21 protein-coding genes and 1 tRNA gene are annotated in these 22,395 nt (G+C 64.9%); 10 read left to right on the top strand and 12 right to left on the bottom strand.

Annotated features, from left to right (window positions below; genetic code table 11):
* Window positions 1-55 precede the first annotated feature (55 nt).
* The 4 genes from C8J44_RS02005 to hflX all read left to right on the top strand — a co-directional run bounded on the left by C8J44_RS02005 (window position 56) and on the right by hflX (window position 5,627).
* Window positions 56-2,302 (top strand): ATP-binding protein, encoded by a 2,247-nt coding sequence (locus C8J44_RS02005; protein ID WP_082470723.1) that lies wholly within the window; start codon window positions 56-58, stop codon window positions 2,300-2,302.
* Window positions 2,303-2,306: 4 nt separating this feature from the next.
* Entirely contained in the window at window positions 2,307-3,683 is a 1,377-nt protein-coding gene (locus tag C8J44_RS02000; protein ID WP_121903161.1) for a sigma-54 dependent transcriptional regulator, read from the top strand.
* 88 nt (window positions 3,684-3,771) lie between these two features.
* Window positions 3,772-4,338, top strand: coding sequence for an RNA chaperone Hfq (gene hfq / locus C8J44_RS01995; RefSeq protein WP_082444118.1), 567 nt, complete (start codon window positions 3,772-3,774; stop codon window positions 4,336-4,338).
* The gene (gene hflX, locus C8J44_RS01990; protein WP_121903160.1) at window positions 4,335-5,627 is read left to right on the top strand and encodes a GTPase HflX; all 1,293 of its coding nucleotides are present in this window, start codon (window positions 4,335-4,337) and stop codon (window positions 5,625-5,627) included. The genes hfq and hflX overlap by 4 nt, the downstream gene beginning before the upstream one ends.
* Here the strand turns inward: hflX and mazG are convergent.
* The 8 genes from mazG to C8J44_RS01950 form a co-directional block, all read right to left on the bottom strand.
* Window positions 5,608-6,342: a nucleoside triphosphate pyrophosphohydrolase gene (mazG, locus tag C8J44_RS01985; RefSeq protein WP_121903159.1), complete on the bottom strand. Its 735-nt coding sequence runs from the start codon at window positions 6,340-6,342 to the stop codon at window positions 5,608-5,610. The two genes, hflX and mazG, sit on opposite strands and share 20 nt — an antisense overlap.
* Before the next feature lie 69 nt (window positions 6,343-6,411).
* A complete protein-coding gene (locus C8J44_RS01980; RefSeq protein WP_121903158.1) occupies window positions 6,412-6,999 on the bottom strand; it encodes a TIGR02281 family clan AA aspartic protease in 588 nt (195 codons plus the stop codon).
* Window positions 6,996-7,760 carry an MBL fold metallo-hydrolase gene (locus C8J44_RS01975; protein ID WP_121903157.1) on the bottom strand — a complete coding sequence of 255 codons (765 nt, stop codon included), beginning with the start codon at window positions 7,758-7,760 and terminating at the stop codon, window positions 6,996-6,998. Before C8J44_RS01975 ends, C8J44_RS01980 begins: the two co-directional genes overlap by 4 nt.
* Window positions 7,757-8,548 (bottom strand): TatD family hydrolase, encoded by a 792-nt coding sequence (locus C8J44_RS01970; protein ID WP_121903156.1) that lies wholly within the window; start codon window positions 8,546-8,548, stop codon window positions 7,757-7,759. Before C8J44_RS01970 ends, C8J44_RS01975 begins: the two co-directional genes overlap by 4 nt.
* On the bottom strand, window positions 8,548-10,095 hold the full coding sequence (gene metG, locus C8J44_RS01965) for a methionine--tRNA ligase (RefSeq protein ID WP_121903155.1): 1,548 nt from the start codon (window positions 10,093-10,095) through the stop codon (window positions 8,548-8,550). Before metG ends, C8J44_RS01970 begins: the two co-directional genes overlap by 1 nt.
* Window positions 10,096-10,145: 50 nt before the next feature.
* Window positions 10,146-11,123 carry an AAA family ATPase gene (locus C8J44_RS01960; protein WP_121903154.1) on the bottom strand — a complete coding sequence of 326 codons (978 nt, stop codon included), beginning with the start codon at window positions 11,121-11,123 and terminating at the stop codon, window positions 10,146-10,148.
* A gap of 28 nt (window positions 11,124-11,151) precedes the next feature.
* Window positions 11,152-12,315 carry a D-alanyl-D-alanine carboxypeptidase family protein gene (locus C8J44_RS01955; RefSeq protein WP_121903153.1) on the bottom strand — a complete coding sequence of 388 codons (1,164 nt, stop codon included), beginning with the start codon at window positions 12,313-12,315 and terminating at the stop codon, window positions 11,152-11,154.
* A 101-nt stretch (window positions 12,316-12,416) separates the two neighbouring features.
* Window positions 12,417-13,433 (bottom strand): lytic transglycosylase domain-containing protein, encoded by a 1,017-nt coding sequence (locus tag C8J44_RS01950; protein WP_259466665.1) that lies wholly within the window; start codon window positions 13,431-13,433, stop codon window positions 12,417-12,419.
* Between the two features lie 213 nt (window positions 13,434-13,646).
* Here C8J44_RS01950 and C8J44_RS01945 point away from each other — a divergent pair.
* The 4 genes from C8J44_RS01945 to C8J44_RS01930 all read left to right on the top strand — a co-directional run bounded on the left by C8J44_RS01945 (window position 13,647) and on the right by C8J44_RS01930 (window position 16,734).
* Window positions 13,647-13,723 (top strand) — tRNA-Pro (locus C8J44_RS01945).
* Window positions 13,724-13,929: 206 nt separating this feature from the next.
* Entirely contained in the window at window positions 13,930-15,681 is a 1,752-nt protein-coding gene (locus tag C8J44_RS01940) for an aspartyl protease family protein (RefSeq protein WP_183128673.1), read from the top strand.
* Between the two features lie 318 nt (window positions 15,682-15,999).
* Complete coding sequence (locus C8J44_RS01935) at window positions 16,000-16,335, top strand: hypothetical protein (RefSeq protein WP_121903151.1); 336 nt, start codon at window positions 16,000-16,002, stop codon at window positions 16,333-16,335.
* A gap of 129 nt (window positions 16,336-16,464) precedes the next feature.
* Window positions 16,465-16,734, top strand: a complete 270-nt coding sequence (locus C8J44_RS01930) for a DUF1488 family protein (protein WP_056049042.1) — start codon at window positions 16,465-16,467, stop codon at window positions 16,732-16,734.
* Window positions 16,735-16,885: 151 nt separating this feature from the next.
* On the opposite strand, the gene C8J44_RS01925 is transcribed toward C8J44_RS01930, so the two are convergent.
* The 4 genes from C8J44_RS01925 to hisI are packed head-to-tail and all read right to left on the bottom strand — an operon-like array spanning window position 16,886 to window position 20,021.
* A complete protein-coding gene (locus C8J44_RS01925; protein ID WP_121903150.1) occupies window positions 16,886-18,688 on the bottom strand; it encodes an acyl-CoA dehydrogenase C-terminal domain-containing protein in 1,803 nt (600 codons plus the stop codon).
* 3 nt (window positions 18,689-18,691) lie between these two features.
* On the bottom strand, window positions 18,692-19,144 hold the full coding sequence (locus C8J44_RS01920) for a MerR family DNA-binding transcriptional regulator (RefSeq protein ID WP_121903149.1): 453 nt from the start codon (window positions 19,142-19,144) through the stop codon (window positions 18,692-18,694).
* Window positions 19,145-19,176: 32 nt separating this feature from the next.
* Entirely contained in the window at window positions 19,177-19,662 is a 486-nt protein-coding gene (locus C8J44_RS01915; RefSeq protein WP_121903148.1) for a hypothetical protein, read from the bottom strand.
* Complete coding sequence (gene hisI, locus C8J44_RS01910; RefSeq protein WP_056058610.1) at window positions 19,659-20,021, bottom strand: phosphoribosyl-AMP cyclohydrolase; 363 nt, start codon at window positions 20,019-20,021, stop codon at window positions 19,659-19,661. Before hisI ends, C8J44_RS01915 begins: the two co-directional genes overlap by 4 nt.
* A gap of 120 nt (window positions 20,022-20,141) precedes the next feature.
* On the opposite strand from hisI, the gene purF reads away from it, so the two are divergent.
* On the top strand, window positions 20,142-21,599 hold the full coding sequence (gene purF / locus C8J44_RS01905; RefSeq protein ID WP_056058607.1) for an amidophosphoribosyltransferase: 1,458 nt from the start codon (window positions 20,142-20,144) through the stop codon (window positions 21,597-21,599).
* Window positions 21,600-21,615: 16 nt separating this feature from the next.
* Window positions 21,616-22,326 (top strand): SDR family NAD(P)-dependent oxidoreductase, encoded by a 711-nt coding sequence (locus tag C8J44_RS01900; protein ID WP_121903147.1) that lies wholly within the window; start codon window positions 21,616-21,618, stop codon window positions 22,324-22,326.
* The last annotated feature ends 69 nt before the right edge of the window (window positions 22,327-22,395 follow it).

Here is a 22,395-nt window from a genome sequence, read left to right as displayed (position 1 = left end):
TCTTCCAGTCATTATGTGGTTTAAAGGCAACGGTTGACGTTGTATCGGGGCATCGATGATCGCTTCCGCGGCGCTACCTATGGATGAAGACGGGCTTCCGACCCGGTTTGCCGTGACGCCCGCGATCGAGGGGCTGGTCGTGGCCGTGGCGGTCGCGATCGGCGTCGCGAGCTACTTTACGATCACTGGGACGGACGCGCCGCAGCGTCTTCTTGCTCCCCCGCTCGTCGCGTTGCTGCTGGTCGCGAATCTCGTCCCCGGTATCGCGCTCCTGATGTTGCTCGGCCGCCGTGTCGCGATGCGCCGCGCCGCGCGGTCGCCGGTCGGCGGCGGGGGGCGTCTCCACGTCCGGCTCGTCGCCCTGTTCTCGATCGTCGCCGCGGTGCCGATGCTGCTCGTCACGATCTTCGCGTCGCTGCTGTTCCAGTACGGCGTGCAGTTCTGGTATTCCGATCAGGCACGCGGGATGCTCGAGAATGCGACCGGCCTCGCCCAGTCGTCCTACGCCCGCCAGCTCAATCGCTGGCAGGAAGCAACCGTGACGATGGCGAGCGACATGTCCGCCTATCTCCGCGAGCGCTCGCTCCAAAGCCCGGACTTTTCCGGCTGGTTCCTCCAGCAGGTCTATTATCGGAGTCTCTCGGAAGCCGCGCTGTTCAAGCTGTCGCCGCAGCGGGGCATCCAGACGCTGGCGATCGTCAATCCGTACGAGATCGACTTTACGCGTCGGGTCACCCCCTCGGCGATCGCCGAACTGCGATCGGGCAAGAGCGCGGTCGTCGCGGTCACCGGCGATCGCATCCAGACGATCACGATGCTGCCGGGGTCGGATGAGCTGTTCCTCTATGCGGGCCGCGTCGAGGATACCAAATCACTTTCCGAGCAGACCACACGCGCGAACGAGGTGCTGACCAGTTACCGATCGCTGCTCGCACGGGCCCGCAGCTTGCAACTGCGGTTCAACGCGGCGTTGTTGCTGATTTCGCTGCTGATCGTCGGCGTGGCGGTCTGGATCGCGCTGGCGGTGGCGGATCGTCTGGTGCGGCCGGTCGGCGAACTGGTCGATGCGGCGCGCCGGGTGGCCGAGGGCGACCTGACCGCGCGCGTGCCGGACCCGCGCAGTCGCGACGAGGTCGGCACGCTGGCCAACGCATTCAACCAGATGACGGGGCGTCTGGAAGAACAGAATACCGAACTCGTCACCGCAAACGGTCAACTCGAAAATCGTCGTGCCTTGATCGAGGCGGTGATGGCGGGCGTCTCCGCCGGCGTCGTTGCGACGAGCCGCGACCGGACGATCACGATCGCGAACGATTCCGCCACGGGTTTGCTGGCGACGGTCGTCGGGACGGATAGCCTGGTCGGCCGCCGACTCGTCGATGTCGCACCCGAACTCGATGCGATGCTCGACAGCGGCGACCGGGAGGCGATCGTCGAAGTCGGCCCGGCAGGCGACATGCGGACGCTTGCCGTGCGGATCGCGCGACCGACCACCGGCCCAATCCTGACGTTCGACGACATCACGCAGCAGTTGCTTGATCAGCGTCGCGCGGCATGGTCCGATGTCGCGCGACGGATCGCGCACGAGATCAAGAACCCGCTGACGCCGATCCAGCTTGCCGCCGAACGCCTTCAGCGTCGCTACGGTGCCAAGGCCGAGATGCAGGACGGTACGTTCTCGCGGCTGACCGACACGATCATCCGCCAAGTCGGCGATCTCCGCCGGATGGTCGACGAGTTCTCCTCGTTCGCGCGGATGCCCAAGCCCGTGTTCCGCGAGGAATCGCTGGTCGATGCCGCGCGGCAGGCGCTGTTTCTGCACGAGGTGGCGCACCCCGCGATCGGCTTCCATTTGGTCAACGACGACCCGGGTCTGGCGCTGGTTTGCGACCGTCGTCAGATCGGTCAGGCGCTCACCAACATCGTCAAGAACGCGGTGGAAGCCGTCGAAGCGCGTGGCGAATCCGGTGGCTCGGTCACCATGACGCTCAGCCAGGATCCAGGCCGCAGCGTCAGCATCGCGGTGGCGGATACCGGCATCGGTCTGCCGCCGGATCGCGACCGGATCATGGAACCCTATGTGACGACCCGGGCCCGGGGGACGGGGCTCGGGCTTGCCATCGTCAAGAAGATCATCGAGGAGCATTGTGGTACGATCGGCTTTTCCGATCGGCCCGGTGGCGGTACAATCGTCACCATGACCTTCGACGCCAAGGCGCTGGACGCGCTCGACCAAGGGGCATCGGCACCCGAGTTGGCAGGGGAGGGCCAGCTCGCCACGATGACCCGCAACCGGATATGATTTGATGGCGCTCGATATTCTCGTCGTGGACGACGAACGTGACATTCGCGAACTCGTGGCAGGCGTGCTCGAGGACGAAGGCTATGAGACGCGCGACGCTGGCGACAGCGATTCGGCGCTGGAGGCGATCGCCGCACGTCGTCCATCGCTCGTGCTGCTCGACGTATGGCTGCAGGGATCGCGGCTGGACGGGCTAGAACTGCTCGACGAGATCAAGCGCCGCGACCCGTCGATCCCGGTCCTGGTGATCTCCGGCCACGGCAATCTAGACACCGCTGTCGCCGCCATCCGCCGCGGCGCCTCCGACTTCATCGAAAAGCCGTTCGAGGCCGAACGCCTGCTCATCATGGTCGCGCGCGCGACGGAGACCGAACGCCTCCGCCGCGAGGTCGCGTCGTTGCGTGCGACGGTCGGCCGCGAGACCGATCTGACCGGCAATTCGGGCTCGATCAACGGCGTCCGGGCGACCTTGAAACGCGTGGCGTCGACCGGTAGCCGCGTCCTGATCATGGGGGCGGCGGGAGTCGGCAAGGAAGTGGCGGCGCGGCTGCTGCATGGCTGGAGTCTGCGCACCGACGCGCCGTTCATCATCGTCAGCGCCGCGCGGATGACGCCCGAGCGGATGGACGAGGAGCTGTTCGGCGTCGAGGAAGCGGGCGATCTGGTCCGCCCCGGTCTGTTCGAACAGGCGCATGGTGGGACGCTGTTCCTCGACGAAATCGCCGACATGCCGATTGCGACCCAGGCGCGTATCCTGCGGGCGCTTACCGATCAGGCTTTCACGCGGGTCGGCGGAACGCGGGTGGTGAAAGTCGACGTCCGGGTCGTATCGGCTACGGCGCGCGACCTCGTGTTCGAGATCGGGGAGGGACGTTTCCGCGAAGACCTCTATTACCGGCTGAACGTCGTGCCCGTCACGATCCCGCCGCTGTCCGACCGCCGCGAGGACATCCCCGCGCTCGTCCAGCATTTCATCGCGCACTACGCGTCCGAGCGGCGTGTCCCGACGCCGGAAATAGCGCCGGACGCGATGGTCGCGTTGCAGTCGTACGACTGGCCCGGCAACGTCCGCCAGCTTCGCAACGTCGTCGAGCGCACGATCATCCTCGCGCCGGGCGATCGGATCGGCCGGATCGATCTCGACCTTTTGCCGGCGGAAGTACTCGGCGATCAGGGCGACATCGGATCGGCCGGATCGACCGCGATCATGGGATCGCCGCTGCGGGAAGCGCGCGAGACGTTCGAACGCGAGTATCTGCGCGTCCAGATCCGGCGGTTTTCGGGCAACATCTCGCGCACGGCCAGCTTCATCGGCATGGAGCGATCGGCCTTGCACCGGAAACTGAAACTGCTCGGGATCACCGAAACACGCCACCAATAGAGCGCCGTAATTTCGCCGCCCTCTGGAACTATGGCCGCATCGATCATAGATCACACAAGCCGCCCGGTAACCGGGTGCATCTCCGACGCTGGGAAACAGCGCCTCGCGGGCAAAGTCCCGCCAAAAACAAAGGGTTATCCCATTGGCCGAAAAACCAGGCTCGCTTCAGGATCTCTTCCTGAACGCACTCCGGCGCTCCAAGACGCCGGTCACCATGTTCCTCGTCAAGGGGGTGAAGCTCCAAGGCATCGTCACATGGTTCGATAATTTTTCCGTTCTGCTCCGCCGCGACGGCCAGTCGCAGCTGATCTACAAGCATGCGATCTCGACGATCATGCCTGCTGGCCCCATGGACGTGTCGGCAATCGTCGACGCGGTGGGAGAGAGCCAGAAGAAGCATCCGTTGTTGCAGGATATTTTCCTCAACGCCGTGCGGAAATCCGAAGACAGCGTGACGATGTTCCTGATCAATGGCGTCATGTTGCAGGGCCAGATCGCGGGCTTCGATCTGTTCTGCATGCTGCTCCAGCGCGAAGGCATGGCGCAGCTCGTCTACAAGCATGCGGTCTCAACTATTCAGCCGGCCCGCCCGCTGAACCTCGCCGAAGAGCCCACCGACACGGATGACGAAGATGACGCGGACGGTGACGATTGAGTAGCGGGTTCGAACGCGATCGGGACGAGTTCACCCGCGGTACGCGGGCGATCGTCGTGCTGCCCGACCAGGGCAACGCATCGCGCGACGTCGATGCGCGTCTGGAGGAGACCGCCGGACTTGCCGGGGCGATCGGCGTCGAGGTCGTCGAGCGGATCGCCTATCGTGTGCGCCAGCCCAAACCTGCGACGTTGATCGGTAGCGGGCAGGTCGAACTGCTCGCCACGCAGGTGCGCATGGAGGAGGCTGGGCTCGTCGTGTTCGATGCGAGCCTTACTCCGATCCAGCAGCGCAATCTGGAAAAAGCGCTCGAAACCAAGGTCATCGACCGGACCGGACTGATCCTGGAGATTTTCGGCGAGCGCGCGGCGACCGCCGAAGGCCGGTTGCAGGTCGAACTCGCGCATCTCGATTATCAGGCGGGGCGTCTGGTCCGCAGTTGGACGCATCTCGAGCGTCAGCGGGGCGGCTTCGGATTCCTCGGTGGCCCAGGCGAGACGCAGATCGAGGCGGACCGTCGCCTGATCCGCGACCGCATGGCGCGGCTCAAGCGCGAGCTGGAGCAGGTCAGTCGCACGCGTGGCCTGCACCGCGAACGCCGTCAGCGCGCGCCCTGGCCGGTCATCGCTTTGGTCGGGTACACCAATGCTGGCAAGTCGACGCTGTTCAATCGACTGACCGGCGCCGACGTGATGGCGGAGGACCTGCTGTTCGCGACGCTGGATCCGACGCTGCGGCAGATCCAGCTACCCGGCATCGACAAGGCGATCCTCTCGGACACGGTCGGGTTCGTCTCTGACCTGCCGACGCAGCTTGTCGCGGCGTTCAAGGCGACGCTGGAGGAGGTGGTGTCGGCCGACCTGCTCGTCCATATCCGCGACATCGCACACCCTGATTCCGAAGCCCAACGGGTGGATGTCGAGACCGTGCTCGCGGAGATCGGCGTCGATGAAAACACGCCGCGCTTCGAAGTATGGAACAAGCTCGATCTTCTCGATGCCGACACGCATGACGAGATCGCCGGGCAGGCAGCGCATCGTGACGATGTCGTGGCAATCTCGGCGCTGAGCGGGGAAGGGGTCCAACACCTCATCGAGCAGGTGGCGGCGAAGCTCACCGGCGCCCATCGACGCTATAGCATCACGATCGAGGCTAGCGACGGAGCGGGGGCGGCGTGGCTGCATGCGCACGGCGAAGTGCTGGGCAGCGTCAGCGACGAGCTCGATACGACCTACGATGTCCGGCTGTCCGAGACCGACTACGACCGATTCAGCCGCCGCGATGCTTGACCGCCCGCCATAGCGCTTCCTTCTGATCGAGTGTCATGGCGGCGAACGCGTCGCCGCCATCGGCCTCTATTGCCCGGAAACGTGCTTCGAACTTGGCGTTGCCGGCCCTGAGCGCAGCTTCGGGATCGACACCCAGATGCCGCGCCCAGTTGGCAACGGCAAACAGCAGGTCGCCGATTTCCTCTTCTACCGTGTCTGAGCCGGCCTCGCGAACCTCTTCTACTTCCTCGACAACCTTGGCAAGAGGCCCAGCCGCATTCGGCCAGTCGAACCCGACACGGGCGGCACGCTTCTGTAGTTTTTCCGCGCGAGCCAAGGCGGGCAGTCCAATCGCCACGCCGGCGAGAGCGCTGTGATCGGACTTCTCCGCGCGCTCGGCGGCCTTGATCGTTTCCCAACCTGGCGAGGAGGTTGCGTCACCGAATATGTGAGGATGACGACGCTCCATCTTGTCGCTGATAGCGGCGACGACATCAGCCAAGGTGAACGCGCCGGACTCCTCGGCGATACGGCTGTGGAACACCACTTGGAGCAACAGGTCGCCGAGTTCGTCCTTGAGGTCCGCCGGGTCATCGCGCCCGATCGCGTCCGCGACCTCATAGGCTTCCTCGATCGTGTAGGGCGCGATGGTCGACCAGGTTTGAACGCGATCCCATTCGCAACCTTCGACCGGATGACGCAGTCGCGCCATGATGGAAACGAGCCGTTCGATCATCAGGAACTCCGATTGATAGCACGCGATCTAAAAGATAATGTTAGATCGATAATATACATTATGTAAGATCTACTGCTTGTTCGGCGTAAGAACGAGCGTGGCATTCTCGACCCGCCACGATCCCAGCCTCGACAAGAAGTTCATGCCGATCACGTCGGTCTCGCCGAACGCCGGCGACGTGACGATGCCGAGGTTGGTTGCGGTGACAGTGCCGATCGTTACGCTTTTGGCGGTCGCGGTGCGCGCCGACACCGTACCGTTGGCGGTCTCGATGATCGCTGGAAATGGGCTTTCGTCGCTATCCAGGCTGGCGGCCTTGGCCGTAGCGGACGACAAGGCAGTCGTCGTCGCACCACTATCGATCAGCATCCGGCGGCGGACACCGTCGATATCGACATCCGCCCAGAAATGCCCGTCGTCCGCCATATGAATCCGGGTTTCGGTTCCGCTCACCTGCTGATCGGCAAACATGGTCTTCAAGCCAGACAGCCGATCCCGCTGGCTCGCGATCAGCAGGCCAACCGCGAAGATCGCGACCCAGGCCAGAGCCATCTTCAGCACCGGCTTCAAAGGTAATCGGCGCGCGACCAAGGCCGACAGCGGCAGGATCAGCATGACTGCATACAGCGCAAACTGGGCTGCGCGGTCATCGGTCATGCGGTCAGGATCAGCCCGTCATAGCCAGGCTCGACGCCGCTCGGCAGTTCATGACGCAACGTCGCATAATCCATCGTGTTGTCCATATGGATCAACGCGGTCCGCTTCGGCGTCAGGCGCTCCACCCAAGCAAGCACGGCGGGAAGTTCCATGTGCGTTGGATGCGGTCGCCGGCGGAGCGCGTCGACCACCCAGATGTCCAGATCCTGATACAGGCTCGCCATGTCATCAGTCATCAGGTTGAAATCGGTCGCGTATCCGATCGAGACTCCGGCTGCCTCGAACCGCAGGCCGGCGGCATGGATACTACCGTGCGGCTGGTCGGTCACCGAAATATCGATCCCAGCGATCGTCAACCGATCAGGCAGGACTTCGGCGGCGATCGTCGGCGGATAGCCGGGGCGACCGTGAAAGGCATAGGTAAACCGCGCATCCAGCGCTGCCAGCGTGAACGGCCGGGCGTAGCCGCGAACGGGCTCTCCGACTGCGTGGAAAAGTTGGCGGAGATCGTCGATTCCGTGGCAATGATCGGCGTGATCGTGCGTCCAGATCACCGCATCGACCCGGTCTACATCGGCGGCCAGCAACTGCTCGCGCATGTCGGGACTTGTATCGATCAGGATCCGCGTACCGTCATGCTCGACTAACGCAGAGGCGCGGGTACGGCGATTGCGCAGCTCGGTCGGATCGCATTCGCCCCAGTCGTTGCCGATCCTCGGCACGCCGGAGGATGTGCCGGAGCCGAGGATCGTGATCTTCATGCCGCTGTCCCTGACACCCGTGTCTTGCCGAACAGCGTGTGGAAGTTCTCGGCCGTACGGCGCGACAGTTCCTCGACATTTTCGCCGCGAAGGTTGGCAAGAAACGCCGCGGTGTCGGCAACGAATCCAGGTTCGCCGGTCTTGCCCCGATGCGGCACCGGCGCGAGGAACGGCGCGTCGGTCTCGATCAGCAGTCGTTCGATCGGCAGGCGTGCGGCGGTCTCCTGAAGGTCCCGCGCGTTCTTGAACGTCACGATCCCCGAGATCGAGATATAAAGCCCCATATCCAGCGCCTTGTCGGCGAAAGCTCCACTCGCGGTGAAGCAGTGGATGACGCCGGGATAGGCCCCCTTCCGCATCTCCTCGGCCATGATCGCCGCAGTATCGTCCTCGGCGTCGCGGGTGTGGACGACGATCGGCAGGCCAGTCTCTCGCGACGCGGCGATGTGCGCGCGGAAGCTCGCCTGCTGGCGGGCGCGGTCCGATGTGTCGCGGAAATAGTCGAGGCCACTTTCGCCGAGCCCTACCACGCGGGGATGCCGTGCGCGCTCGATCAGCTTGGCGGCGTCCACATCGGGATACACGTCAGCCTCGTTCGGGTGGATGCCGATCGTTGCCCAGACGTCAGGCTCGCGCTCGGCGGTCGCGACGATATCGTCCCATTCGCTTTCGCGCGTCGAGATGTTGAGCATCGCCGTGACGCCGCGCGCCCTAGCCCGTGCGAGCACCGCCTGCTGGTCCTCGACGAGGCCCTTGTAGTTCAGGTGGCAATGGCTGTCGGCGAGCATCAGGCCTCCGCAGGAAGTTCGAGACGCGGGAATACGGGCGCCGGCGGTGCGATCCGGAAGTCGGAAGCGGCCACACGATCATACCAGCCGTCGTCGTCTATCGCGGCATGGTCGCGCTCGGTCGCGCCGATCTGCTCGAGCACCTTCCCAGCGGAATCCGGAACCACCGGCAGGATCGCGATCGCGAGCATGCGGATCGCGCGGACCAGCGTACGCAGAACCGCGTTCATCCGCTCGGGATCGGTCTTGCGCAGCGCCCAGGGTGCCTGCGAGTCGATATACTGGTTGCACGCGAACACGCCGCGCATCCACGCCTCGATGCCTTGCGACAGCGCGAGGTCGGTGAAGGCGGACTTGAACCCGGCACAGGCAACGACGACCTCCTCGATCAGTATCCCGTCGGCATCCTGGACGGTACCAGCCGTGGGAAATTCGCCGCCCAGGTTCTTGGCGATGAACGACAATGTCCGCTGCGCTAGGTTGCCGAAGCTGTTCGCCAGCTCGGCATTGACTCGGGTCACGATCGCCTCGGGCGAGTAGCTGCCGTCCTGGCCGAAGCTCACGTCGCGAAGGAAGAAATACCGCAGCGCATCGACGCCGAAGGCATCCGCAAGCACCATCGGATCGACGACGTTGCCGACCGACTTCGACATCTTCTCGCCGCGCGTGAGCAGGAAGCCATGGCCGAACACGCTCTTGGGCAGCGGGATGCCCGCCGACAGCAGGAACGCGGGCCAATAGACCGCGTGGAAGCGGACGATGTCCTTGCCGATCAGATGGATATCTGCCGGCCAGTATTTCGCCTTGTCGCCGGTCATGTCGGGATAACCGATCCCGGTCAGGTAATTGGTGAGCGCATCGACCCACACGTACATGACGTGGCCGGGGCTGCCCGGCACCGGCACGCCCCAGTCGAAGCTGGTCCGCGAGACGGACAGATCCTTCAGGCCACCTTCGACGAAGCGCATCACTTCGTTGCGACGGCTTTCGGGGCGGATGAAATCGGGGTTGGCGGCGAAGAGATCGAGCAACGGCTGCTGATATTTCGACAGGCGGAAGAACCAGGTCTCCTCCGCGGTCCATTCGACCGGCGTGCCTTGCGGCGAGCGGCGATCATCGCCCTCCCCGGTCAGCTCTGACTCGTCGTAGAACGCTTCATCGCGGACCGAATACCAGCCTTCGTAGCGGTCGAGATACAGATCGCCTGCGTCAGCCATCGCCTGCCAGATCGCGGCACTCGCAGCGTAATGATCCTCGTCGACGGTGCGGATAAAACGGTCATACGAGATGCCAAGACGGTCGGCCATCTCGTGGAAATACGACGACATTTCGTTGGCAAGTTCGCGCACCGGCATGTCGCGGTCACGCGCGGCCTGGACCATCTTGAGACCGTGTTCGTCAGTACCGGTCTGGAACAGGACGTCACGCCCCGCCTGGCGCTGGAAGCGCGCGATCGCATCGGCGGCGATCATCTCGTACGCATGGCCGATATGCGGACGGCCATTGGGATAGTGGATCGCGGTGGTGATATAGAAAGGGTCGGCCATGCCGCGCTCCTAGAACATCGCTCCGAGCAGGTGAAGCCTGCGCGGGCGGATCAGTGGCGCAATGTCGCGACGATCCCCGCCATCTCGAACACGGTGGCCTGCGCATCGAGCGACAGGCCGATCGCGGCGCCTGCCAGTTCGCGCGCCGCGGCGTGTGCGTCGAGTGCGGATCGCAGCGCTGGCCCCGACCGGGTCCGTGCGGCGTCGGCGATGAACGCGGGGGCACGGTCTAGGAACGCCTCGTAGCGGGGTTGCGCGGCCTTGAGCCCGAGTGCCTTGGCCAGCTTCAGCCGGCGTCCGTTATCGCGGTCGCCGTCCTGCGCGATCGCGGCGATGGCATCGTCGATCGCAGCGATGTCGAGCCCGGCATACCGAAGCGCGCGACCGGGTGCGCCGTCGCTGGCACGGACCAGCGCCGCGACCTCGCTCTCGTCCGCATCGGGCTGCAACGTCCGGATCGCGGTCGCGACCTCGCCGTCCGAGAGCGCCTCGAACCGCAGCAGACGACAGCGCGAGCGGATCGTGGGGAGCAATCGGCCCGGCGCATGACTGACGAGTAGGAAGATCGTCCCCGCCGGCGGTTCCTCGAGGTTCTTGAGCAACGCATTCGCCCCGCCCCGCTCCAGATCGTCGATCGCATCGATCACGACCATGCGACGGGGGCTCATCGACGGCGTGGTCGCGAACAAAGGTTGCAGCGTGCGGACCTGCGCGATCGTAATGCTGCGGGCGAGATCCTGGTCGGGCTTCTCTGGGTCCTTCGGCAGGCGCGCCAGCATGCGGAAGTCGGGATGCGACCCGGCCTCCATGAGCGAACGCGTCCTGTTTCCCTCGGGAACCGCAAAGTCGGTCGAGCCGCCATCCGGGTCGGCCGCATCCGCCAGCATACGCATGGCTGCGGCGCGTGCGAAACGCGCCTTGCCGACGCCCTGCGGTCCCGCGATCAGCCATGCGTGATGCAGCGAACCGCCGCGCATCGCCGCCATGAAGGCAGCCTGCGCGGCGGTGTTGCCGATGATCGGCGTCATGCCGGCAACGCCGTCGGCGCCGGGGTCATCAGCCGAAGAAGCCGGTCAGCCCTGCCCATGCGCGACCGAAGAAGCCCGCAACCGCGACATCCTTCTCGGCGACCAGCGGCATCGTCTGCTGGAGACCGTCGGAGGTCGTCACGACGAGATCGGCGATATGCTGACCGGCCTTGATAGGCGCCTTGATCGGACCTTCGTACACCACTTTGGCGGTCATGGTCGGCGACGTGCCGGCGGGCAGCGTTACCGTCAGCGCCTTGGGAGCGACGAGGCCGACCGACGATGCGTCGCCGAGCTGGACCGCGGCGGTCTCGATCTTCTTGCCCTTCGCGACGATCGGCTTCGACTGCCAGGCGCGAAAGCCCCATTCCATGAAGCGGACCGACTCTTCCGCACGCTGGCCGGCGCTGGTCAGGCCGGCGACGACCATCACCAAGCGGCGGCCGTTCTGGATCGCGGACCCGGTGAAGCCATAGCCCGCTTCCTCCGTGTGGCCGGTCTTCAGGCCATCGGCACCGGCGACGCGACCGAGGATCGGGTCGCGGTTCGCCTGGGTGATGGCGCTGCCGCCCATCGTCTTGCCCCAGGTGAAATCGCGCTTCGAATAGAATTGCTTGTAGAGATCGGGGTAGTTGGTGATCGTCGCCGCGGCGAGCTTGGCGAGATCATGCGCGGTGACATAGGTGACGCCGTTGTCGGGCCAGCCGTTCGCGGTGCCGAAATGGCTGTCCTTGAGTCCCAGTTCGGCGGCCTTACGGTTCATCCGCTCGGTGAACGCCTGCTCCGACCCGGAGATACCCTCGGCCAGCACGATGCACGCGTCGTTGCCCGACAGCGTGACGATCCCGTACAGCAGATTGGCGACGCTGACGTTCTCACCCGACGACAGGAACATCGTCGAACCCGCGGAGGGACCATGCCATTTCGCCCAGGTCTCGGGGCGGACCGCCATCATCTGGTCGAGCTTCAGTTCGCCCTTCTTGACCATGTCGAACGCGACATAGACGGTCATCATCTTGGCGAGCGACGCCGGCGGCATGCGGCGATTGGCGTCCCGCTCGAACAGCACCGCACCCGACGACAAGTCCTCCATGTAGGCGATCGGCGCCGCGGTCTGGAACTGCGGCGCGGCGGCGATGGACGGGTGCGCCAGCGCAATGGCGACGAGCGGTGCGACGATCAGCTTCTTCATGGGGTATTCCGTGAGCAAAAGGGGCAGTTCGTGGGCAGGATGTGATGCAGGTCATAGCCGCGCCCGGCGACCGCGTCACGTATCCGTTGCGCGCAAAATTCCTAGCGCTCGACCGCGTCGGCAAGCAGTCCGACGGACAACGCGTAGAAATTCGAGCAATTGTAATCGAGTATCACGCGGTAGTTACTGGTGAGCAGGTACGCGGTCGCCCCCTGCCCGTCCGGCTCGAGCAGCGTTGCCATCACGCTGTCGGCGGGGAGACTGCGCCCCTGCGGCGAGATACCCAGCGCGCGCCATTCGGCGATCGTCCGCCAGCCGCTATGCCGCTCGAACACGCGGGGGCAGCGCGGCGAGACCAGCCGGTTGCGGACTTCCGACCGGTCGAACCCGGCCGGTACGTTCACGGCGACACCCCAGGGCTGGCCTGCACGCCATCCGGCGTCGACGAAGTAATTGCCGATCGAGGCGAGCGTATCCGCCGGGCTGTTCCAGATGTCCGCGCGCCCGTCGCCATCGCCGTCGCGGGCGAGCCGGAGATAGATCGATGGTAGAAACTGCGGATTGCCGGTGGCACCTGCCCAACTCCCCTTCAACTGGTCGCGCGTCACGCCGCGATCGAGCATCTTGAGCCCGGCGATGAACTCGCCTGCGAACAGCGACCGGCGCCGCCCCTCATAGGCGAGGCTGGCGAGCGAGCGCAGCAGATCGAAATCGCCGGTATAGCTGCCGTAATTCGTCTCATGCCCCCAGATCGCGACCATGATCGATTCGGGCACCCCCGTCGTCTGTTCGATCCGCTGCAACCGCGAGCGTTGTGCGAGATAGTTCTGGCGACCGCGCGCGATCCGCGCCGCATCGACATGCTGGATCCGGTAGGGCGCAAACGCCGGCACCGCGCTGGGGTTCGCGGCACCCGGCTGCTGGCGGTCGAGATCGATCACCCGCTGGTTGAGCGTCAGCGTAGGAAACACAGCGGCGGCGGTCCGCGCGCTCACGCCGTCAGCCAGCGCCTGCTGGCGAAGCGTCGTCATATACGCCTGGAACCCGGCATCGTCCTGCGCCATCACGGGGCTGCTCCCCGCCATCATGGCGATAACGCCGATGAAAATCCTGCGCATCCGCGCCGCTGCTGTCGATGAGCCACCCATTGGCCGGCTGTGCCACAGCGAGATCGTGATCGGAACCTCGTATCGTCGCGCGATCGACACGTTCAGCCTCGCGCACCCGGACCCCCCGCCTGTGCAATCCCTGCGCAATCCGCCACCGGCGTGTCACACAAAGATCATAACGCGCTTGCGCATCCCGCCGACTACGCCTAACCGCAGCGCCGTCGGGGAGTGGCGCAGGCTGGTAGCGCACCTGGTTTGGGACCAGGGGGTCGCAGGTTCGAATCCTGTCTCCCCGACCATCGTTTTCGGAACATCCTGTACCGAGACGCTTTCGGCCATAGCCGAGACGATCAAGCCCCGTTGCAGGCTCGAAAACCAACGATCTCATCCTGTCGCTGCGTTTTCAGACACGCGAAACTGCCGATTGCATTTGCGAAGTCGTCGCGCGATGACACGCGCACCATCGGTCAATTCCGACGGCAGGCGTGTCTTTCAGGGGCGGTGTATGGCATTCAAAACCTTGGCGTTTGCTGCTTTCGTGCTTCTGGCCCCTGCCCCTGCATCCGCCGCATGTCAGATCGGCAAGATGCTGGAACTGCCGGTGACGATGGCAGGCCGTCGGCCGATGGTGACCGCACAATTCGGCGGACGCGATGCGCGCATGATCCTCGACAGCGGTGCGTTCTACAGCATGATCGCGCGTGCGACCGCCACGGAGTTCGGACTGAAAGTCGATTCGCTTCCCGGCAATTTCCGGTTGAAAGGCATCAACGGCGACGCATCCGCTGGATATGCCATGGTCCAGAACCTGACACTGGGTGGCGTGACGGTCCCCAAAATCTCGTTCGTCGTCGGTGGCAGCGACACCGGAACGGCGGGTTTGCTCGGACAGAACATCCTCGGTCTGCGCGATGTCGAATACGACCTGCCCCACGGGATGGTACGGCTGATGGTGGCGAAGGACTGCGGCAAGGCGAACCTCGCCTACTGGTCCGGCGACAGGCCGGTATCAACGGTGAAGCTCATCGGGTCGGAGACCGGTCCGTTCAAGCCGCACACCATCGGCACCGTCCTCATCAACGGCCACGCAGTTCGCGCGGTGTTCGATACCGGGGCGCCATCGTCGGTCATGACCTTGGCGGCGGCCAAGCGCCTGGGCGTGACCCCGAGCTCGCCGGACGTCGTTGCCGATGGCATGAGCAGCGGGATCGGATCACGCCAGCTGCGCTCGTGGTACGCGCCGTTCGACACGATCGATATCGGTGGCGAAGTCATCAGAAAACCAAAGATCCGCATCGCCGAACTGACCCTGGTCGATGCCGACATGCTGATCGGCGCCGACTTCTTCCTGACGCACCGGATCTTCGTCTCGAATGCGACCCGGACGATGTTCTTCACCTATGAAGGCGGACCCGTGTTCGGCCTGTCGCCGTCCGGGGCACGCGGCGGCGACGGCAAGGCGATTGATCTGACCGACAAGGGGGCCGACCCAACCGATGCCGCCGGTTACAGTCGGCGCGGCGCGGTCCTCGCGTCGAACCGGAAGCTCACCGAGGCGCTCGCCGACTTCGACAAGGCGGTCGCGATGGCACCGAACGAAGCCCGCTATTATCAACAACGTGCGATGGCCCGTCTCGCCAATCGGCAGATGCTGCCAGCCTTGTCGGACCTCGATCACGCCATCACGCTCGCGCCGGGCGATGGAGATGCGCGTATTGCCCGTGCCGGACTGCGGTTGAGTGGTGGCGATCGCGATGGCGCGACCGCGGATATCAAGGCGGCGGATGCGTCGCTCGCGCCCTCCTCCGATCGTCGGCTGGCACTCGGGGGACTGTATGACCGGATCGAGATGCCGGCGGCCGCGCTGGTGAATTACGATCAGTGGCTTCGAGCACATCCCGAGGACGCCGCGCGATCGACGGCGTTGAACGGACGGTGTTGGGCGCGTGGCCAGCTTAATCGCGAACTCGACAAGGCGCTGTCGGACTGCAACGCCGCGCTGAAGCTGATTCCCGGCAATGCGGCGTATCTGGACAGCCGGGGGCTCGTCCGACTTCGTCGCGGCGAGTTCGACGCCGCGCTCGCGGACTATGACGCCGCGTTGAAGATCAACCCCCGCAACGCCTGGTCGCTCTATTCGCGCGGCGTGGCCGCTGCGAAGGCCGGCAGAGCAAGCGAGGCCGCAAGCAACAAGGCCGCGGCATTGGCGATCGCTCCCCATGTGGCCGATCGCGCAAAAAGGATCGCGCTCGAATAAGCGTCTCGAAGGTTCAACCCTTCGTCGTTTTGCGCCTCTGCAAGCCAAGCGTCCCCACCCGCGTGCGCACCGCGCTGACCGTCCTGCCGAAGGACTCGGCTATCTCGGCGACGTCGACACCCGACTTATATTGTTGAACAAGCTGCCGATCGGCTTCCGGAAGCCAGCATTCATGTCCCATGACGATCCTCCTCAGGCTCCATAGCTACGGACGCGCGCGCGCGTTGGATGCGGTGGTCTCTCTTTCGGTCGTCCGCGCGGGATAGGGAGCTCGCACACCATTTACTCGGACCCGCGAAGTGCGGATAAGCTGGTCGCATGGAAAATACTGCATCGCCGCTCGACCTGTTCACTCGTCTTGAGATCGCCATCGTGGAGCGTAACGAAGCCGCCGAGGCTTTCGACGTCTTCAAGCAGGACGCCGCGATGGCGCACGCGCCCGATCCGGGTACCGCGCCAACGGTGTCGAGCGACGATGCGGCCGAGATGGCGGCGCAGGAAGCCGCCACTTTCATGGCCGAAACCGACGCCTTGTTGCACGGCGCGTCGGATGCAGACTTGCTCGACGCGTATCGGCAGTCGGGTGGCGACATCGGCAACCCGGTTGCCGAGGCGGTGTTGGGCGAGATCAGGCGCCGCGATCTCTCGATCTGAACGCCTTCGCATCCAGCCGAAGGCGGTGACATCGATTGCGATCGGTCATCGACGTTCGCGATGGCAGACGACGGCTTGCGCTGTTGCCCGAGGGCAGGCAGTAGACGCGTGAATCCAAGGAGTTCCAGCATGGCAAACAGTCTCGAAATCGACCAGTCGAGCGTCGTCGACAACGACGTCGAGAAGCAGATCGAATTTACCGGCGAGTTCGACGGCGACGAGTATGAGTTCGCAGTGAAATACGCGGTCCTCAAGGAACTCAGCGGCGACGAGCCCGAGGACGACGGCATCGAGCTGTTCAACCGCTTCAACGACGACATCATCGACGCCTGCCTCGCCGCGATCGAGCGCAAGCCGTCGGCAACCACCGTCGTCGTTGACGAGAACGATCTGGAATAAGCCGGCAGCCGCGGCATGGCGGCTTACCGGGTGATCGTAGCGCTGTCTGCGCTGCGACCGATACGAATACGGCCTGCTCACCGCTAAGGGTGGCAGGCCGTTTTCGTTTCATCCCTGGGCCGCATCCGCGAGCCCAGGCCGATCACGCCGATCAGGCGGCCATGAACATCTCGGGCGGCAGTGCCATCAGCGACTCCGCGCCACCCTCGATCTTCCGACGCAGCGCGCCCGCATCCGGCAGGATCCGCTCGGCATAGAAACGCGCCGTCAGCAGCTTGGCGTCGAGGAACGCGGTCTCGCCCTCACCCGATGCCTTCAGCTTGGTCGCAGCGACCGCCATCCGCAGCCACATCGTGCCGACCGCGACGATTCCCATCAGGTGCATGTAGCTCACCGCGCCCGCGCCGACGTTCTCGGGATTCTTCATGCCGTTCGCCATGAACCACATCGTCGCCGCCTGAAGCTGGCCGTTCGCCTTCTCCAGCGCCTCGGCAAACGTCGCCGTTGCCGGATCGCCCTTCGCCGCGGCGACGTCGTCCGCGACCAGCTTGAAGAACGCCTGGATTCCGCGCCCGCCATTCTGCGCGAGCTTGCGCCCGACCAGGTCCATCGCCTGGACGCCGTTGGTGCCCTCGTAGATCATCGCGATCCGCGCATCGCGGACATACTGCTCCATGCCCCATTCAGCGATGTAGCCGTGGCCGCCGTACACCTGCTGTGCGTTGGTCGCGATCGCATAGCCCATGTCGGTGCCATAGCCCTTGATGACCGGGGTCAGCAGGCTGATGATGTCGCCGGCCAGCTGGCGCTCTTCCTCGGTCTCGGCATGGTGCTCGAGATCGGCCTGCAGCGCGGTCCACAGGATCAGCGCACGCAGGCCCTCGGTCAGCGACTTGCCTTCCATCAGCATGCGGCGGATGTCGGGATGGACGAACAGCGTGTCGGCCTTCTCCTGCGGCTCCTTCGGTCCGGTCAGCGCGCGACCCTGGCGGCGATCCTGCGCGTACTGGACGGCATTCTGGTACGCGACTTCGGCCACGCCGAGACCCTGGAGACCGACGCCGAGACGCGCAGCGTTCATCATGATGAACATCGCCGCGAGGCCTTTCATCTCCTCGCCGACGAGCCAGCCGGTCGCCGAATCATAGTTCATCACGCAGGTCGAATTCGCGTGGATGCCCATCTTGTGCTCGATCGACCCGCAGGTGACGCCATTGCGCGAGCCGAGCGAACCGTCTTCCTCGACGAGGAACTTCGGCACGACGAACAGCGAGATGCCCTTCGAGCTGTCCGGCGCGCCCGGCGTCTTCGCCAGCACGAGATGGATGATGTTCTCGGTCAGGTCATGCTCGCCGCTCGAGATGAAGATCTTCGTGCCGGTGATCGCGTACGATCCATCCGCCTGCGGCTCGGCCTTGGTGCGGATCAGACCGAGATCGGTGCCGCACTGCGGCTCGGTCAGGTTCATCGTCCCGCCCCATTCGCCCGACACCATCTTCGGCACGTACATCGCCTTCTGCGCGTCCGACCCCTTGGCGATCAGCGCGGCGATCGCGCCGTGCGTGAGCCCGGGGTACATCGCGAACGCCATGTTCGACGAGATCATGTATTCCTGGAACGCGGTCGAGACGACGTGCGGCATCCCCTGCCCGCCATATTCGGGCTGGTTGCCGAGCGTCGCCCAGCCGCTCTCGACATACTGCTTATACGCTTCCTTGAAGCCGTCCGGCGTCGTCACCGAGCCGTCCTCGTGCCGCGTGCAGCCCTGCTGGTCGCCCGACAGGTTCAGCGGAAACAGGACTTCGGCAACGAACTTGCCGCCTTCTTCTAGCACCGCATCGACGACGTCGGGCGAGGCTGCATCGAAGCCGGGGAGGTTATTGTAGCGATCGAGGCCGACGACATGCTCGAGGACGAAACGCGTGTCGCGGACGGGGGGCGTATACTGGGGCATGGTTTATCCTTGGTTGTCCTGGGCGCGGCTCACTTCGAGGAGGGCCACGAAACTGGTGAGTTCGTCGATGGCGAGATCGATGTCGCGCTTCTGCGCGGTCAGCAGCGCGATCCGCGCCTGGCTGCGCTCGATCACGACCTGGCGCTGCGCACGACGGCCGTCGCCGAGATCGTAAAGATCGATCATCTCGCGGATTTCGCCGAGGCTGAACCCGACGCGCTTGCCGCGCAGGATCCAGGCGAGACGCGCCCGGTCGCGGTGCGAATAGATACGTTGCGTCCCGCGCCGCTCGGGCGCGATCAGGCCCTCGTCCTCGTAGAACCGCAGCGCTCGCGCGGTCACGTCGAACTCGGACGATAGGTCGGAAATCGTGAAGCTTTCGCGATCATGCCGCGGCTCGATCACCGCGTAGGATTGCGGGGTCGCCTGCAATCGAGGGGATGCTTGTGTCGCCATCCCCGGAGAAATAACTCTCGTTTACGTCAACGTCAATTGCCGCAAAGCAACTTTCCCTTCGTCGACCGTAGCGTCGCGGCTTCCGATCGCGATTCGCTGAGCCGGTCGACGGCCAGTGCCGCGAGCGAGGCGCGGCCGGTGCAGAGGGACTCGCAGGCTTCGGGTACTTCGGCGGGGAAAACGATCCGATCACCGTCGAAGCGCGCATCGAACTTGCAGGCGCCGAGCGCAAGTTTCAGTGCATCGCCCGACCGCTCCACGGTCCCTGATCCGGCGCACGCCTGATCCTCGCCATAGTCGACGCTGACGCCGATCCGTGCGGTCTTATCGGTGCCGACGACGCAAACGCGGTCCGTATCTCGTGCCCATGATCCTTGCAGCGGGGCGTTCGGGTCGGGCACGATCCCCGCCGTCTCGGCCGCAGCCTCGAGCCGAGCCCCCGCGCTGTCCGCCACAGCAGTCGCCGGCGCCCGCCCACACCCGCCGAGCATGAGCGCGAGCAGCAGCACGCGCTTCATTCGGCCGGCACCAGTCTGCCCCCTTCAATCCGCCGGAAGAAGCAGGTGCGCTCGCCGGTATGGCACGCCGGCCCTGCGGCATCGACGATCACCCACACCGCATCCTGGTCGCAATCGATCCGCAGCTCGGCGACACGCAGCACGTTCCCCGACGTTTCGCCTTTCTTCCAGAGCTTCTCCCGGCTCCGCGACCAGAAATGCGCCTCGCCGGTCGCCTGCGTTTCCGCTAGCGCCTCGGCGTTCATATGCGCGACCATCAGCACGTCGCCCGATACGCGATCGGTGACGACCGCGGTCAGGAGCCCAGCGGAATCGAATTTCGGATCGAGCGTGAGACCCGTGTCGCGGCTGTGTGTCATGCTCCGGATATACTCGAAACCCAGCCCGATGCGACCAGCGACGCGCAATGTTATTACAAACAGGCGACAAGCCGGCGATCCGCTCGTATAGGGCAGCTTCCGCACGACGTGAGAACCGGCATGCTGACGACAAACCCTTATGATGACGACAAACTCCGCGAAGAATGCGGGGTGTTTGGCGTTTCGGCCACCGATGGCGCAGCCGCGCTCGTAGCCTTGGGGCTGCACGCGTTGCAGCACCGCGGCCAGGAGGCCGCCGGCATCACGACCTTCGACGGCGCGCATTTCCATACGCATCGCGCGATGGGCCATGTCGCCGGGAACTTCGACCGCGACGACGTGATCCGGTCGCTGCCGGGCACGGTGGCGTGCGGGCATGTCCGCTATTCGACGACCGGCGAGACGGCCTTGCGCAACGTCCAGCCGCTCTATGCCGAGTTGTCGACCGGTGGATTCGCGATCGCGCATAACGGCAACATCTCGAACGCGATGCGGTTGCGGCGCGAGCTCGTTCGCCGCGGTTCGATCTTCCAGTCCACCAGCGATACCGAGACGATCATCCACCTCGTCGCGACGTCCAATTACCGCACGCTGCTTGATCGCTTCATCGACGCGCTGAAGCAGATCGAAGGCGCCTATTCGCTGATCGTGATGACGCCGGAAGGCATGATCGCCTGCCGCGATCCGCTCGGCATCCGGCCGCTCGTCATGGGCAAGCTCGGCGATGCGGTGATCTTCGCCTCGGAGACGGTCGCGCTCGACGTCGTCGGCGCCACCTTTGTCCGCGCGATCGAGCCGGGCGAGCTGGTCATCGTCCAGGGTTCGGAGATTCGCTCGATCCGCCCGTTCGCGCCGATGGCGGCGCGGCCGTGCATCTTCGAATGGGTGTATTTCTCGCGCCCCGATTCGATCGTCGACGATCACTCGATCTATTCGGTCCGGAAGGCAATCGGCGCGCAGCTCGCGATCGAATCACCGGTCGATGCCGACCTCGTCATTCCGGTCCCCGATTCGGGCACGCCGGCGGCGATCGGCTATGCCCAGCAGTCGGGCATCCCGTTCGAGCTCGGCATCATCCGCTCGCACTATGTCGGCCGCACCTTCATCTCGCCGGGCGACAAGGTCCGCCATCTCGGCGTGAAGCTCAAGCACAACGCCAACCGCGCGCTCATCAAGGGCAAGCGGGTCATCCTCGTCGACGATTCGATCGTCCGCGGCACGACCTCGCTCAAGATCGTCGAGATGATGCGCGAAGCCGGCGCCGCCGAAGTGCACATGCGGATCGCCAGCCCACCGACGCGGCATTCCTGCTTCTATGGCGTCGACACGCCCGAGCGCGAGAAGCTGCTCGCTGCCAAGCTCGATCTCGGCGGGATGACCGGGTTCATCCATGCCGACAGCCTGAACTTCATCTCGATCGACGGGCTCTACAAGGCGCTCGGCGAGGCGAAGCGCGCGGACGTCCGCCCGAAATATTGCGATGCGTGCTTCACCGGCGATTACCCGACGACGCTGACCGACCATGACGAAGGCTCGGAAGTCGACCAGTTCGCGATGCTCGCCGAACGCGTCATCTGATACTCGCGGAGCGTATATGACGGACAAGCCTCTCGAAGGCCGGCTGGCGCTGGTCACCGGTGCAAGCCGCGGTATCGGCGCCGCGACCGCGATCGCGCTGGCGGCAAAGGGCGCGCATGTCGTCCTGACGGCGCGTACGCCGGGTGGTCTCGAAGAAGTCGAGGCGACGATCCATGCCGCGGGTGGTTCAGCGACGATCGCGCCTCTCGATCTTGCCGAGAGCGAAGCCATTGCTCGGTTGGCGACCGCAATTGGCGACCGTTGGGATGCGCTCGATATTCTGGTGCTTAACGCCGGCATGCTGGGCTCGCTGTCGTCGGTGCCGGCGATTGATCCCAAGGAAATGGCGCAGGTTCTGACGCTCAACGTCAGCGCACAGGCCGCGTTGATCGCGGCGTTCGATTCGATGCTGAAGAAGGCGAAGTCGGCGCGTGTGATCGGCGTGACCTCCAGCGTCGGCCGCAAACCTCGCGCGTACTGGGGCCTCTACGGCGCGTCGAAGGCTGCGTTCGAGACGTTGCTGGGCGCATACGGTGACGAGATGGCGGAGATCAGCGCGATCCGCACCGCGATCGTCGATCCCGGCGCGACGCGGACCAAGATGCGTGCGCGCGCCTATCCGGGCGAGGATCCGAACTCGGTCAAGGAACCGACTGTCGTGGCCGACCGCATCGTCGCGCTGGCGATCGAAGGCTTCGAAGCTGGTCACTTCGAGCGGGTCGGCTAACCGTTCTCCTGCGAACGCAGGAGCCCAGGATCACAATCGCCACCGCCCGTTACCCTGGGCTCCTGCATT

It is taken from the genome of Sphingomonas sp. PP-CE-3A-406 (assembly GCF_003688625.1).
GTDB lineage: Bacteria > Pseudomonadota > Alphaproteobacteria > Sphingomonadales > Sphingomonadaceae > Sphingomonas.
This window is presented reverse-complemented; position numbering and strand designations above follow the sequence as displayed.

Excerpts from the sequence above, each read along its gene's own strand:
- C8J44_RS02005 (WP_082470723.1), top strand. The coding sequence starts at position 56 with ATGATCGCTTCCGCGGCGCTACCTATGGATGAAGACGGGCTTCCGACC.
- C8J44_RS02000 (WP_121903161.1), top strand. The coding sequence starts at position 2,307 with ATGGCGCTCGATATTCTCGTCGTGGACGACGAACGTGACATTCGCGAA.
- mazG (WP_121903159.1), bottom strand. The coding sequence starts at position 6,342 with ATGATCGAACGGCTCGTTTCCATCATGGCGCGACTGCGTCATCCGGTC.
- C8J44_RS01980 (WP_121903158.1), bottom strand. The coding sequence starts at position 6,999 with ATGACCGATGACCGCGCAGCCCAGTTTGCGCTGTATGCAGTCATGCTG.
- C8J44_RS01975 (WP_121903157.1), bottom strand. The coding sequence starts at position 7,760 with ATGAAGATCACGATCCTCGGCTCCGGCACATCCTCCGGCGTGCCGAGG.
- C8J44_RS01970 (WP_121903156.1), bottom strand. The coding sequence starts at position 8,548 with ATGCTCGCCGACAGCCATTGCCACCTGAACTACAAGGGCCTCGTCGAG.
- metG (WP_121903155.1), bottom strand. The coding sequence starts at position 10,095 with ATGGCCGACCCTTTCTATATCACCACCGCGATCCACTATCCCAATGGC.
- C8J44_RS01960 (WP_121903154.1), bottom strand. The coding sequence starts at position 11,123 with ATGACGCCGATCATCGGCAACACCGCCGCGCAGGCTGCCTTCATGGCG.
- C8J44_RS01955 (WP_121903153.1), bottom strand. The coding sequence starts at position 12,315 with ATGAAGAAGCTGATCGTCGCACCGCTCGTCGCCATTGCGCTGGCGCAC.
- C8J44_RS01950 (WP_259466665.1), bottom strand. The coding sequence starts at position 13,433 with ATGCGCAGGATTTTCATCGGCGTTATCGCCATGATGGCGGGGAGCAGC.
- C8J44_RS01940 (WP_183128673.1), top strand. The coding sequence starts at position 13,930 with ATGGCATTCAAAACCTTGGCGTTTGCTGCTTTCGTGCTTCTGGCCCCT.
- C8J44_RS01935 (WP_121903151.1), top strand. The coding sequence starts at position 16,000 with ATGGAAAATACTGCATCGCCGCTCGACCTGTTCACTCGTCTTGAGATC.
- C8J44_RS01930 (WP_056049042.1), top strand. The coding sequence starts at position 16,465 with ATGGCAAACAGTCTCGAAATCGACCAGTCGAGCGTCGTCGACAACGAC.
- C8J44_RS01925 (WP_121903150.1), bottom strand. The coding sequence starts at position 18,688 with ATGCCCCAGTATACGCCCCCCGTCCGCGACACGCGTTTCGTCCTCGAG.
- C8J44_RS01920 (WP_121903149.1), bottom strand. The coding sequence starts at position 19,144 with ATGGCGACACAAGCATCCCCTCGATTGCAGGCGACCCCGCAATCCTAC.
- C8J44_RS01915 (WP_121903148.1), bottom strand. The coding sequence starts at position 19,662 with ATGAAGCGCGTGCTGCTGCTCGCGCTCATGCTCGGCGGGTGTGGGCGG.
- hisI (WP_056058610.1), bottom strand. The coding sequence starts at position 20,021 with ATGACACACAGCCGCGACACGGGTCTCACGCTCGATCCGAAATTCGAT.
- purF (WP_056058607.1), top strand. The coding sequence starts at position 20,142 with ATGCTGACGACAAACCCTTATGATGACGACAAACTCCGCGAAGAATGC.
- C8J44_RS01900 (WP_121903147.1), top strand. The coding sequence starts at position 21,616 with ATGACGGACAAGCCTCTCGAAGGCCGGCTGGCGCTGGTCACCGGTGCA.